This is a genomic window from Sphingomonas faeni, assembly GCF_003053745.1.
Lineage (GTDB): Bacteria > Pseudomonadota > Alphaproteobacteria > Sphingomonadales > Sphingomonadaceae > Sphingomonas > Sphingomonas faeni.
This window is the reverse complement of the sequence record NZ_QAYE01000011.1, coordinates 80,500-93,750: the sequence shown is the minus strand read 5'-3', so window position 1 is coordinate 93,750 and position 13,251 is coordinate 80,500. Positions and strand designations below refer to the sequence as shown.

Here is a 13,251-nt window from a genome sequence, read left to right as displayed (position 1 = left end):
AACCAGAACAACGCCATCTACCGCCTCCATCGTCACACGCTCTGTGAATCAGGAAGCCCTCTTCAAATCAATAGCCTGATTGGGTTTGAGCCCTAGACACTTTGGATAGACGACCGGGTCGCGTGTCTTCACGTCTGAACGGTCGTCGTGGGGATCAAGGTATGTAGTCCGGCTTCCGCTGTTGCTTAGCTGATAACGCAGCGGCGCGCATGCAAAGAACCGCGCCGGTGAAGATCAGTCAAGCCTGGCCTATGTACTCTTAGCTGACGACCGTCGCTGATAGGGTTGTTTGATCCGGTTCTCGGCATTCGCCTGCGCCAGGCGCTCAGTCGTTTCACCCTGAGTGGCCATCGCATCCCAAGCTTCTGCCGATCGCAAATGACGTTCTCGAACAAGGGGAAGTACGGACCGCTCCGCTTCCGAACGTTCGTGGGCTGCAGCGCTACGGTATGCCTCGGTCTGTGAAAGGTTCATAACGCAGCCCTTAACCGACACCGGGAAATCTAAAACCCCGCCAAGGCTCGAATCCACGCGGTGTCATTGTTAGCTGAAACTGTCCGACCGCAAACCAACCCGTCCGCCGTTAGTCTAGGATCGGTCGATCCTCTGCGATACCCCCTGCTTGGACCACCAATTTGGATCTTGTCGAAGCCAGATCGGGGGCGATCATGGGTGGCGACCTTACTTTGCATTAACCAGGCGGTGCGTAGGTAAGCGTATGAAATTCCTGCCAAGCTGGATGTTGATCCCTGCCCAGATCGCTACTGCGACGTTTGGGCTCGCGGTGTTGACGATGTGGCCACCAGCATCGGGTTCGATGCTGGTGGTGCCACTCGGTCAAGATGGCGGAGCAGCAGTGCAGGGTGCGCTGGCGGGCGGTGCGGCATTGCTTGGGACCGGGCCATTTCCAGGATCGCTGGTCGTCGTTGGCGATCGTGCCCGCATCGCTCCCCGGGTCGCGTGGAATGTCGTCATCATGGCCGCTCCGCCCGCGGGGTGCGGCGTTGATGGCGGTGCTGGAAAGCGAGCATGAACCGAACCATCTCGCTGCTGAAGACAGCGTTTTCCCGGTTGGGTTTCGGAGTAAAGCTTGGAGCTACCGGAAAAATCGGGGATGATGCCGGACTCAACCCGCTTGACCGGCTGCGGCGTCGCGCTGTCCAAGCGTGGGCGTTGATCGGCTGGACCTCGTTGGGGGGGGCTGCTGATAGGTAACGCCGTACTGGATGTGGGCGCAGGCGTTCCGCTGCTGGTAATCGGCACCATCATCACGGCGGGACCGACCGTGATGGCGCTCCGCGGTCGCTACGATATAGAGGCCCGGACGCTGATGGGATCGCTTGCGGCGGTGATACCGGCGATGCTTGTCTTCCTGCTCAAGGGGCATCCGTGGCAGATGGATGCACACATGTACTTCTTCGTCGGGATGGCGGCGCTGGTAATGTTGGCGGATTGGCGGCCGATTGCGCTAGCGACGGTGCTGACCGCAATCCATCATCTTGCCCTCGAATGGTGGGCCCCGGAATTCGTCTTTACCGGCACGGGCAATCTCGGCCGGGTGATCTTTCATGTCGTGGCGGTCGGCTTGCAATTCGGCGCATTGACGGTGCTGACGATCCAGCTCGAGCGGCTGTTCCAATCGCAGAGTGCAGCGTTGCGGCGGTCTCGCGAGTTGACCGGGTTGGCAGAGGACGGCCAGCGGCGGACCGAGGAGGCAATGCTTCAGGCGCGTGCAGCGGAGGCAGTGGCGGCGCGCGAACGCCAACAGCGCGAGGAGCAGGCGGCACGGATCGCGAGCGAGCGGCGCGGCGAGCTGGTGGTCCTGGCGAACGAGTTCGATCATTCGGTGACGTCCGTGGTGAAAAGCATCGGCCAGGCGACCGAACGACTGGAGCATGCAGCAGTGCGGCTCGAAGATGTCACCGGTGGCGCGACCCAGGATGCGGTTGAGGCGGCATCGGGCGCAGGCCGAGCAGCACGCGACATAGCGCATGTCGCGTCGTCGATCCGCGACCTGTCCGAATCGATCCGGACGATCGCGATCGCGGCCGACCGGCAATCGGAGTTGACCGTGGTGGCGAGCCTGGAAGCGCAACGCAGCGTGCAGACGGTAGCGATGCTTGAGGATCATGCGGTCCAGATAGAAGTCTTTCTAGACGATATCCGTGACCTGGCGAACAAGACCAATCTGCTCGCCCTGAACGCTACAATCGAGGCAGCGCGGGCGGGCGACGCGGGGCGCGGGTTCGCGGTGGTCGCGGGCGAAGTGAAGGTCCTGTCGGCAGACACCAAGCGTGCGAGCGACCGGATCAGCACGCTGCTTGCCGGCATCCGCGAGGGCGTCGCGGACACGGGCGAGAAACTGCGTAGCGTCAATACTGCGATCGGTCAGGTTTCGGTCGCGGCATCGGGGATCGCAACCGCAGTCGGCGAGCAGCGCTTCACGGCACAGGAGGTAGATGCGGGTGCAGCGCGCGCGGTCGGCGCGGCGGACGAGATCGGCACCCGGATTGACGGCGTGGCGGAAGCGGCAGGATCTGCCGCGCTCTTGTCGGCGTCGGTACGGGGCAGCGCCAGCGATTTGGCAGCCAGCGCGCGGCATTTAAGATCGTCGACCGATCTGTTCGTCTCGTTCCTTCAATCGGACGATGCGGCAACAGCTTAGGAGCCAAGTCGGTCCTATCTCCTTGGGGCCCCGCATTGCAGCGACGATGATAGGAGGATGTATACTAAGGACAAAATGAAGCGGGCCCTGCTCGTAGTAATCGCGCAGTTGAACGCCTTGCTACGGCCGAGACGTCCATAACGGGCCTTGCCGACAACGCTCGGCTCGATCTGGCCGATATCTTCAAACCGAGCCTCCCACGTCGATCGGCAATGTGACGTTCCTGGAAAGCCGAGAAGTACACTGATGTACCTCTCGACTTCATACTACATCGTCTGAGACCCGACCTCAGGACTTGAGCGATTTCGCCATGTTGAGATGCGCTGCAACCGTCGGTGCCAAGCCCGCCGCAAACGTCTTCAACTGCGGCACGTCGCCGGTTGCAGCATATCCCTTGAGCGTATCGAGCGTTTGCTGATGCCCGGCGACCTGGGCCGTTGCGTACGCGGTGTCGAAATCGGCGCCCTGCTTGGTCTTCAGATCAGCAAGCTTCTGCTGCTGCTCGGCACTCAGCGCCGGGTTGGGCGCCAAAGCTGGCGACAGCGTCGCGGTCAGTGCCTTCAGCTTCGCAGTCGAACCCTCATGTGCGGTGATCATCTGGCCAGCGAACTTCTTTACCGCAGCAGATGCGCCGTTGGTTACGGCCAGCTTCGAAGTCTCGATCTCGAACGCATCGCTCGCAGCCGCCATGTTGACGAAGGCCTGTCCACCGGAGGCGGGTGCTGCCATCGCATCGTTGGAACCAGCTGCGTTCACGTCCGTGGCGGTCGTGTTGGCGTAGGTGCTGTTATCGACGGCGGTCGTATCGTCGGCCTTTTTGCCGCATGCGGCCAATGACAGGGCCGCTACCGACACCAATGCCAGGGTCTTGATGTTCATCATGCTCTCCATCTGCTCGCATGTTACCGCTGCCTGTTCAACGCGTGCCTCCTGAGGACCGTTCCGCACGAGCAACGAACTCCGGACCGATCCTGAAGCGAGTTCGTTCTAGCCGTCTGCCGGCACAGCTGCCGGCCTTATCGGGACACGGCTATGAGCATCTTCAGCACGATCATGAACAAGGTTTTTCACCACAAAGCCGCACCAGCCGCTGCACCGGCTCAAGCTCCCGCCGCGGCGCCGCAGGCTGCACCGCAAGCCGCGCCGACCGCTACCGCTCAGCCAGCCCCCGCAGCGCCGCAGCAGTCCGTCGACGTCGGTGCGGTCCTCAGCGAGATGGCATCGATGAAAGATGGCGGGGGCAACTACCAGAGCTCGATCGTCGATCTTCTGAAGCTGTTGGACTTGGACTCCAGCCTGACAGCTCGCAAGGAACTTGCTGCCGAACTGAATGTCCATGCTGCAGCCGACGGCTCGGCCGAGCAGAACATCGCCCTTCACAAGGCTGTGATGCAGAAGCTTGCCGATAACGGCGGTATCGTTCCAGACAGCCTGCGCAACTAAACTAGCCGATCCGGATGGGACCGCACCCTACGCGGTCCCATCCGGCCTCAGGCCGCCAACGAACTGTCGTCATGACTATCGAGCAGGGGTAGCGTTCGGAGGCGCCGCAGCTACGGTGCCCTGCGCAGCCTGAGCTGGCAGCGTCTGACTACCGCGCGGCGGTCCATTCGGCTCTTTCTGAAAGCCACGCGCGGCGAGCCCGCAGATCGTGACGACGAGTGCCACGATCATCACGAAGATGACAATTGCTACAGGACCGGCTCGCTTGTTTCCTCGTCTCCGCATCACATGCGCTCCCCAGTCATGCCGTCGATGGTATCGCCGTGCCGTAGCCACGTGGCGACGGGATGTTCGTGGACCTCAAGTCGACCGGTTTTATCGAGCAGGGCAGTACTAACCGGACCTTTCTATCGCCGCTCGCCGAACACCGAACCAAGAATGCCCCCCAGTCCGCCGCCAAGACCGCCCCCGGGCGCAGCGGCTGCGATTCCAGCGCCACTCAGGCTGCCAAGTACAGATCCAAGGATCCCGCCAAGGCCACCTTGCTGCCCGCCCGAGCGCCCTGTCAGATGGCCGGCTACCAGCATGACCAGGATCGGCAGCATCTGCTTCAGAAGCTCGGGCGCCAGGCCGCTGCTTTGCGCCGCGTTGTCGGCGACCTCACGACTGCCGTCCTTCGACCCGAAGATACCGCCGAGGATCTGATTACCGCGATCGATCTGCGTCGGCTCGTTGCCCAACACGTTTGAAGCAAGGTCTGCGCCGCCAAGCGTGTTCACATGGGCGTCTAACTGCGTCGTGTTATTCCCCATGCCGCCCAGAACCGACGGCAGCAGCGCCTCTGCGCCGCGCTGAGCTTGCTCACGCGGTATGCCTAGTTGGGCGGCGAGTGCATCGATGCCACCATCTGGGAGGAGGTCATTGAGATTCATGGCAGCTTCCTTGTTGTGACGGGTACCAACAGATGCTGCGACCTATAGGTCCGGTCCCCTTCGATCGCGCTTGGACCATGGATCAGTAGGCATGCGCTGTCTGCGCAATGTTAGTCGGGGAGTTCGGGCGTACGGGCGTACGGGCGTACGGGCGCCAAAACGTCTTATCCGTCGGTAGATATTGACGCGATGGTGCCGAGACACCGGAACCCTCCCCCATCCTCTCGCGCTTGAGCCATGAAGGAGAGACGGCATGGACGACCAGCGCGTGTGGGAATTCGAAGGGAGCCTATGGGATGCCAGCGATGAGCATTACCAGAACCGGATCGACGAGGAGATCGTCATGGTCTTGCCCCGCCCGCCTTATGTCCTCCAGGGGCAGGAAGCGAAGGATGCGGTCAAGGCTACGCCCGATTGGGATACGGTCGAGCTATCGGATCGACGAGTGTCACGACCTCAAGAGGGCCTGATCATCGTTGCGTACACCGCGCGCTGCGCAAGCGGCGACGAGAAGTACGAGGCACATTGCACCTCGACTTTGCGAATGCGGGGACACGACGACTGGCTGGTCGTCCAACATCAGCAGACGCCACCCTTAACCGCCAGTGTCGAGGCCTGACCGCAGGCTGCCGTCGCGCCTGATACATACCTGTAACAGGCGCGACGGTACTAAACCGGGAAGGCAGCGCCCCCATTGCTGGTGTAATCCCAACAGCCTCAACTGCGACCCGTTATCGCGACCAATGGATCGCCCAGGCGACCGTCGGCGAGTAAGGATGCCGTGACTCCGCGAAAACCCGCCGTCTCGAGATAGAGGCGGACAAGCGAGGCGTGGCCCTGCGTATCGAGAGCGCGCCAGACCGCCACGGCCTTGGTCGGGAAGCACCGGTTCGAGAAGCTTATGATGACGCGGCCTCCCGGCTTCAGCACACGACGAACCTCGCGCAGTACCGCCAGGGGGGTGTTGCAGATATTGAACCCCGACACAGATCAGTACGGCATCGTAGCGCGCGTCCTCTTCGGACAGGTCAGACACATCGTTCAGGTTCTGGACGAACCAGCGATCGAGGCGCGGGTTGGCCGCTAGTTCCCCTGCGTTCATGCCGTGGCCAACGACCTCGCCATAGGCGACGTCGTCCGGCAGATGGCTCACCCAACTCGACATGAGGTCGAGCACCCGCCCGCCAGCGGGGATCGCATCGCGGTACAGGCTGGTCAGTGCACCTACTGCTGCCTCGTCAATGTGCGTGACCAAACGCGGGGGCGCGTAGAAGCCAAGGTCGTCGCCATCATCCTGTCGGTCGAAGGCCTGCGCCGGCAGTCCCAACTCGATCGCTTCGGTCACGCGGTGAACCCCTGCCAAGTAAACCAGCCGGTATTTGCGACCACAGCGTCCGTTTGTAGCCGTATGCCCGAGCGCACCGCGAGATAGCGGTCGTCCACAATCACCGGCGACGGCCGAGCCAGACACCGACCCCCGCAAGGCCGAGAACCGCCATGCCGCCCGCCGCGGCTGCCATCTTGCGCCCCCGGTGTGGATCGCGCCGGCCACCATCTGGACCGGCGGGGACGCCAGGTTCGAACAACACCCCATCACTGTCGTTGCCGTCGGCCGCGCGGGCCGACCAGGAGTCGAGGAAGCCACTCATGATCGCCGCCAGCAGGTTCGGCGCCGCGAACTCGCCGAGTTTGAATGCGATTGCCGGTGCGCCGACGGCGGTAAGGTTACGAGGGTGCGTGGCAAGCCGCACGACTGCCTTCGCCACCGTCTCCGGTGCAAGCGAACCTGGGGGCAACGAGAGCCGGGCACCTGTATAGTTACCGGCGTGGTCGACGCCGGGTGTATCAACAAAGGTCGGGCAGACGTCGCATATGTGGATATGCGGGCGCTTCGACACCTCACCGCGCAATGCGGAACTGAATCCGCGCAACCCGAACTTGCTCGCCGAATAGGCCGCGGCATAAGGCGTAGCGACAAAACCGCCGGCTGAGATCATGTTTACCCAAGTGCCGTGATCCTGCGCGAGGAAGATCGGCAGTACGGCATGGACGTCGTTCATGTGGGCGACGAGGTTCACATCGACGACACGGGCGTGACCCGCGATTGGGACGTCTTCATACCGGCCAAGCACACCGACGCCTTCACAGCTGAACCACAGGTCAATGCCACCGAGCAGATCGCGCGCCTCAGCGGCGAATGCGGCTACTGCGCCTGCGTCGGTGCAATCTACCGGTCGGACGATTGCGCTGCCGCCAGCCTCGACGCAGCGCTGCGCGACGTCGGCCAGCCCGTCCTTGCCGCGAGACCCTAGGACAAGCCGCGCTCCCGCTTTGGCGAAAGCCATCGCCGTTGCCGCGCCGATACCGCTCGATGCACCGGTGATTACCACGCGGTGCCCGGCTAGGTTACGATCACCGCTCATCGGACGATGCTCAAGACGGCTGCCTTTACACCTACGGGAAGACAACGCCGGCGCGTTAGACGAACTGTCTTATCATCATGCATAGGCACTCAACGTCCCGGAGGCGCCGGGGTGTCCACACGAGACAGCACGATGTTCCTCGGGATCGCTGCAGGGATGATCAGTTCGGATTGGTATGCGGTTCCTTGGGGCCATCGTTCAACGATCTGAGCTGCGCTTCGCGAGTTGGGCTACCACCACCGCCATGTGGAACTGGCACATCGATAGGGCTATTCGGCGTTGCACCACCGCTAAGCTTTTCCGATCCGCTCAGGACATCCGCGGCATCGGCACCGCCTAGACCCCCGCCGCCCGGCGTTTCGATCATCTGCGCATCGTCTAAAACGGTCGCCGCGTTATCCGCGTCGTTCGGCTCCGGCTTTATGTCGTCGGGTGCAATGTTCGGCTGTTCGGTTGCCATGTCGATCTCCTTTGCTCGCTCTAGAACCTTCCAAGCGAGGCTAGTTTCCGATCAACTCAACGATTTAAATCCTTGTTGTCAGGAGACAGGAACCCCTGAGAACACCGTCTCGGCCCACCCCACCTGATGGCCCATTCATCCAGCATCACCTGGGAGGATCAGAGGCAAATTCCGCTGCTACGCCCTCATAGATATGTTCGAAAATCTAGGCGTTTTGAACATCATCACAGGGAGAGCATGATGCCCGATACGTTCAAACCAACTGAAAAAATCGCCACCAATGCAAAGAAGGGGCTAAAGTTGCGCGACGATTTCGGACGAGGCGGCACGGACGTCGGGGTTCGTCGTGCCGAGCAACTGGCAGCGCAGGACGATGTGACCACCGAAGATGTGAAGTCGATGCACAGCTACTTCGCGCGTCACGAGGTCGATAAAGACGGCAAAACACATGAGTGGGGATCCGACACTGATCCTTCTGCCGGCTATATCGCCTGGCTTCTCTGGGGAGGCGATGAGGGCAAGGAATGGGCTGATCAACACGCCGAGAAGCTCGAATAGAGGGCTCTCGAACGGAGAGCGCGATCACGATCGGCATTCGATCACGGTTCATCACCACTGTTAACGCGGATTGCCGGCCTGATGCCGTTGGCGCTCCTCACTCCTGTAATTGATCGGCGCCTGTCAGATGTACGGTCTCCTGCTCGCTGCGGCCGCAGCCCTAGTACAATCGCCGGTCGCCGGATCCGTGGTGAAGCCGGGCACGATAGCGATCGTTGCTGCTGACAGTCTGACCACGTCTCCCGCTATCACGAGAACGTTCACGGACGCCGTTCAGCGCACCCTCCTTCGAACACCTTTCCTGCCCCTGCCCGACGCAAACCACAGCCTTTACGTCGCCAAGGTTGAGGTATCGCAGACACAGCGCGGCGTCGTCCGGTCCGGCAACGACCGATCAGACCAACCGGGCATGGCAGCGGGCCTTGGAGGCCTGTCACTGACTTTGCCTTCGGGGAAGGATCAATTGCGCGGTCTGATCGTAACCCGTCTCCAGGTGACAGTATCGCTGCGCCGGGACAATCACGTCGTGTGGACGGGGCAGGCGACGACGGTGCGCGCTAGTGGCACACGAACGGGCGATCCCTCAGTTGTCGCTACGGCGCTGTCAGACGCCCTCCTGACGTGGTTCCCTCGGCAGTTACCGGGACCGCTGTCTGTTCCGTAAGGCCTGATAAACACGGTGATCGTCACCCGAAGATCCGCGGCAACACGCAACGGCGGCAATTCATCGATCCGACATCCTGCCGCTGAGTGCTCCATTCCTTTCACCGCTGGATCGTCAATCAGCCCAGGCCAGATCGCGTCGCGATCGGCGGTCGCGCAATGCCCTGCGCATGCCCAAGGAGAAGGACGGTTATCATCTCGCGATTGACCGCGGGCGAGAAGATGTACCCCTGCCCTAACGTACAACCGATTGCGCGAAGCTGCTCGACCTGTTCTTCGGTTTCTATCCCCTCAGCCACGATCCTGATGCCCATCTTTTTCGCGGTACGGATCAGGCCTTCGACGATGGTCACGCTGACCCCGTCGGGTTCAAGGTGGTCAACGAACAGTTTGTCGATCTTGATGACATCGACGGGGACCGTGAGCAGGTGCGTCAGCGACGCAAAGCCCGTTCCGAAATCGTCCAGCGCGACCCGTATGCCGTCAGCGCGAAGTGACCTGATCGCTTGCTGTATCGCTTGGTCCCCGCGGCCCATGTACACCGTCTCGGTTACCTCTAGGATGACGTGAGTGAGAGGGACCCGTTCGCGCTCGAGCGCTGCGGCTAGAACCTGTCCTACGGCACCGCCACTCAAATCCGCAGACGAGACGTTGATACCGACGTGTTGAAACGGGATGCCCAAATCCAGCCATCGGCGCAGGTCGGCCGCGACAAGAGTCATTATCCTGGCAGTGAGCGAGGTCGCAACGTGTGCGTCGGCGGTCGCCTCATGAAAAGAGGCAGCCGAGACCAGATTGTCGCCGATGCGCATACGGCAAAGCGCTTCCAGTCCTACGATCTCCCGCGTGTCGAGACGGAAGATCGGCTGATAATGCGCCTCGATCCGGTCCTCCCGCAAAGCCGCGCTCAGGTCCCTGATCGCGCCCATACGCCGTATCATGTTCGAGCGCAGCCCTGCCCAGTATCGTACGAAGCCGCCACGACCAGTTTCCTTGGCGTGGTAGAGAGCAAAGTCGGCATTTTGCCGCACACTCCCCACCCCGGCGTCGTCCAATGAGAACGTAGCGCCTCCGATGGTAGCGCGAGGGACGATGCTATGCCCGCCGCAGTCGGCAGCAACCGAGAGCGTGCCTAGAACCTCATCAGCGATCTTTTCCAGGTCGCTAAGAGCTTCAGGAGCCTGAAGAATGATAGCAAACTCGTCGCCCCCTACGCGAAACGTCCGTCCGGGGCTTACCGATGCTGCGATCCTGTCGCTGGCAATCTGAAGAAGCTCGTCACCCGCATGATGCCCGAACGTGTCGTTCACGACCTTGAGATTATCGAGATCCAGCACGAACAGCGCCCAACTGCCGACCGCAGCGCCTTCAAGTTTGGAAAGTGCGGCATGATAAGCGGCCCGATTGGGGCAACCCGTCAAGGCGTCGGTAAAGGCCCGGCGTTGGTGCTCGAGAACACGCTCATGTCGCTCAATAGCGATTTGTGTGAGGTGAACGCAGTTAGCCACCACCTCGCGTTCGAAGGCTGTCGGCCCTCGGGCGCTGCGATAGTAAAAAGCAAATGTCGCGATCGCGCGACCGTCTGCATCACATATCGGACTGGACCAGCAGGCGCGCAACCCGTGCGGACGTGCAAGGTGTTTGAACTGCGCCCAGCGGGCATCGGTTTCGATATCAACGACCGTAACATCTGTTTTCAGATAGGCAGCAGTGCCGCAGGAGCCGGCTAACGGGCCGACGGACAGGCCATCCAAGGCTTGGGAATATGCTTCCGGTAGGCTTGGCCCGGCCAGCGGATGAAGCAGTCCTGCCACATCGACCGTTAAAACCGAACAGACCACCTCCGGGAGGATCCGCTCTACTTCTGCACACAGCGTGGTACACGTTGGTGCAAGCCCAGCACCCTTGGCAATCATTTTCAAAATGGCGTTCTGAAGATGAAGCAGTACGGTTACTGTATCATCGCCTCCATGATATGGATCGGTTTCAGAAAGTCCCATGGAAACAGAGCCTATCATAACGCCGCTTTATATTTCTTTAAAGCCTAAATAACACCCGCATACAAAACATCCGTTTTGAATGTTGTTTCCGGCTTACAGAATTTGATCCAAAAATCCGATGGGAATTCGATTGCTGATTACATAGTCGATATTAAACCGCTTGCTGACGCAATCGACCATAGGCGTTCAATCGCGTTACTACGTTGCCAAGCTGATCACATGCGGATGCGACCGTCGGTTCTGCACCTTCAGCTCCTGATCCGAGAGAGTACGCGCGCTGCAACATTGCTCCTGGCGGCAAGCTTGCGTCCGTAGCGCAACGCGGTCGACGGTGACGACCAGCGCAGCGCCTGAGCAATCCCAACGCCGTCCTCGCCAGCCGCAAACAGATCCTGCGTCAGCCCTACCCGCAGCGAGTGGCTCGACAGGGCACGCGCCGCCTCCTCAACCGTCGCGATCGGCATCTCGACCAGCCCCTGATCGAACGCACTCAGCGCCACACGCCGATAGATCCCATTGACGCCCTGCCGGCTAAGCGAGGCGGTCCCAACAGTGTAGACCGTCCGCGCGGGTTCGGCCTTCTTTCCCCGGAGCTTCTCCTGCCAGTGCCGCGTGTGGCCCGGGATTGCCTCGTACGCCATCGGCGGAACCGCGGCGCGCAGACGGCGCCGATCGACCCCAACGCGGCGGAAGACCGGCCCCTCGGTAATCGCACTCGCTACCAGCCAGGCGCCGACCCGGCGCATCGTGTCTGCTGACAGCCAGCCCCAGGCCCCCTGCCCTTCCTGATCGGTCTTGGACGACGGGATGAACAGAAGCGCCGAACCATCGCTGTGCGGATCGATATGCGCAACGGTGACGGCGACAAGCTCGCTGACGCGCAGTCCAGCGTCATAGCCGAGCGACAGCAGGGCGGCATCGCGCAGCCCCTGCAAATCGCCGCCACAGGCGCCGAGCAGCGCGGTCAGCGTGAACCCCTTGGTATGGGGATCTAGCGAGGCCCCGAAGCGCAACGGGGCCGCTTGGCGCTGAGCAGCGCCACGCCGTCGGCGCAGGCCCTTGAGCGCGGCGCGGACCATGACGTGGCTGGTGGGCGCATGCCCCCTCTCCTGCATCCCTGACAAGCCGTGTGCCGTGGCTAGGCTGGCAACCCGCCGCGCGACCGTCGCGGGCTTGGCGCCCCGCGCTTCGAGCATGGCGATGTAGCGGACCAGGTTTTCGGGCTCGGCGGGCAGCGGGGCGACACGGATGTCCTCACACCAGCGCAGATAGCAGGCCAGGTCCGAAGCCAATGCCGCCTTGCTCGCCGCTGCCATAGCACCAAGCTGCGCGTCGAAGCCGATCTCGCTGACGGGGCCGGCATCAGCGGGCAGCGCAAGCACCAGCAACCGGGTAACGCGGGCATTGATCGGCTCGACAAGGCCATGCCGCGCTCGAACCGGCAGGCCCTCCCCGTCGGTGCGATGGACGACGATCTCGCTCATACCGCGCGTGCCCACTGGTCCGATTTACCCTTCATTTGGTGTCGATCGCATCGATTGAAGATAGTAATTCACCGGATATTCCCGCCATCGCATTTGCAGCCAATCGCAATAATTACAGGATAATGTGCTTACGGGCGCGCTGGCGCTGGTCGTCGCGATCGACTGCGGGCTGCAAGCGCTCGTCCGGGTCGCAGGGAACGATTTTGCGTCGCCATTCCTCAGCATTTCATTGGCGCGAACGGTATCCGTTGGCCGCTGCGGCGCTTGTTCGCGGCACTAGGCCACGCTGGGATGGGCGCCGCCTCCAGTGTCGCGATCTTCTGCAAACTTGGCGGATTTGCGGCTAAGCGTGCCGGTATCGTCAACCGCTGAAAGCGATATTCGGGCAGGCGTCCCTCAGTCCAGTAGTTTGGGGACAGGATCCGTCGCTATTGTGAAATCTCGGAGGCCTGCGCCTCGCTCTGCCATCGAGTCCGGTCATATCGAGAAACCGACGTTTGCCCTGCATTTCGACTCCGTGGCACATCCCTGTAGTTACCATAATGTCCGATTATGGTAAGTTCCAAAGATTGGCAAATACTGATGCCTAGTGATTTTGCTATTACTAGCGTACGACACTTTTG

At 61.5% G+C, this 13,251-nt stretch carries 12 protein-coding genes; 5 read left to right on the top strand and 7 right to left on the bottom strand.

From position 1 onward, the window contains the following. The first annotated feature begins 718 nt into the window (after positions 1 to 718). Both C8J25_RS18180 and C8J25_RS18175 read left to right on the top strand, forming a co-directional pair. On the top strand, positions 719 to 1,033 hold the full coding sequence (locus tag C8J25_RS18180) for a hypothetical protein (protein ID WP_244187198.1): 315 nt from the start codon (positions 719 to 721) through the stop codon (positions 1,031 to 1,033). Between the two features lie 195 nt (positions 1,034 to 1,228). Next, a complete protein-coding gene (locus C8J25_RS18175) occupies positions 1,229 to 2,665 on the top strand; it encodes a methyl-accepting chemotaxis protein (RefSeq protein WP_244187197.1) in 1,437 nt (478 codons plus the stop codon). Positions 2,666 to 2,953: 288 nt separating this feature from the next. Here the strand turns inward: C8J25_RS18175 and C8J25_RS18170 are convergent, their stop codons facing one another. Further along, positions 2,954 to 3,544: a DUF4142 domain-containing protein gene (locus tag C8J25_RS18170; RefSeq protein WP_208622637.1), complete on the bottom strand. Its 591-nt coding sequence runs from the start codon at positions 3,542 to 3,544 to the stop codon at positions 2,954 to 2,956. A 153-nt stretch (positions 3,545 to 3,697) separates the two neighbouring features. Here C8J25_RS18170 and C8J25_RS18165 point away from each other — a divergent pair, with 153 nt between their 5' ends. Then, positions 3,698 to 4,108 (top strand): DUF3597 family protein, encoded by a 411-nt coding sequence (locus C8J25_RS18165; RefSeq protein WP_107955766.1) that lies wholly within the window; start codon positions 3,698 to 3,700, stop codon positions 4,106 to 4,108. A gap of 407 nt (positions 4,109 to 4,515) precedes the next feature. On the opposite strand, the gene C8J25_RS18160 is transcribed toward C8J25_RS18165, so the two are convergent. Further along, on the bottom strand, positions 4,516 to 5,040 hold the full coding sequence (locus C8J25_RS18160) for a DUF937 domain-containing protein (RefSeq protein ID WP_107955765.1): 525 nt from the start codon (positions 5,038 to 5,040) through the stop codon (positions 4,516 to 4,518). 253 nt (positions 5,041 to 5,293) lie between these two features. Here C8J25_RS18160 and C8J25_RS18155 point away from each other — a divergent pair, with 253 nt between their 5' ends. Then, positions 5,294 to 5,659 carry a DUF4440 domain-containing protein gene (locus C8J25_RS18155; RefSeq protein ID WP_107955764.1) on the top strand — a complete coding sequence of 122 codons (366 nt, stop codon included), beginning with the start codon at positions 5,294 to 5,296 and terminating at the stop codon, positions 5,657 to 5,659. A gap of 98 nt (positions 5,660 to 5,757) precedes the next feature. Here C8J25_RS18155 and C8J25_RS20970 read toward each other — a convergent pair whose 3' ends face one another. The 3 genes from C8J25_RS20970 to C8J25_RS18140 form a co-directional block, all read right to left on the bottom strand. Further along, positions 5,758 to 6,027 (bottom strand): class I SAM-dependent methyltransferase, encoded by a 270-nt coding sequence (locus C8J25_RS20970; protein ID WP_208622636.1) that lies wholly within the window; start codon positions 6,025 to 6,027, stop codon positions 5,758 to 5,760. 458 nt (positions 6,028 to 6,485) lie between these two features. Beyond that, positions 6,486 to 7,463: an SDR family oxidoreductase gene (locus C8J25_RS18145; protein WP_107955763.1), complete on the bottom strand. Its 978-nt coding sequence runs from the start codon at positions 7,461 to 7,463 to the stop codon at positions 6,486 to 6,488. Positions 7,464 to 7,623: 160 nt separating this feature from the next. Next, positions 7,624 to 7,923, bottom strand: a complete 300-nt coding sequence (locus C8J25_RS18140) for a hypothetical protein (RefSeq protein WP_107955762.1) — start codon at positions 7,921 to 7,923, stop codon at positions 7,624 to 7,626. 240 nt (positions 7,924 to 8,163) lie between these two features. On the opposite strand from C8J25_RS18140, the gene C8J25_RS18135 reads away from it, so the two are divergent. Next, positions 8,164 to 8,481 (top strand): hypothetical protein, encoded by a 318-nt coding sequence (locus tag C8J25_RS18135; protein ID WP_107955778.1) that lies wholly within the window; start codon positions 8,164 to 8,166, stop codon positions 8,479 to 8,481. A gap of 782 nt (positions 8,482 to 9,263) precedes the next feature. On the opposite strand, the gene C8J25_RS18125 is transcribed toward C8J25_RS18135, so the two are convergent. Further along, complete coding sequence (locus C8J25_RS18125) at positions 9,264 to 11,162, bottom strand: sensor domain-containing phosphodiesterase (protein ID WP_244187196.1); 1,899 nt, start codon at positions 11,160 to 11,162, stop codon at positions 9,264 to 9,266. A gap of 230 nt (positions 11,163 to 11,392) precedes the next feature. Continuing rightward, positions 11,393 to 12,628 carry a site-specific integrase gene (locus C8J25_RS18120; RefSeq protein ID WP_107955760.1) on the bottom strand — a complete coding sequence of 412 codons (1,236 nt, stop codon included), beginning with the start codon at positions 12,626 to 12,628 and terminating at the stop codon, positions 11,393 to 11,395. Positions 12,629 to 13,251 lie beyond the last annotated feature (623 nt).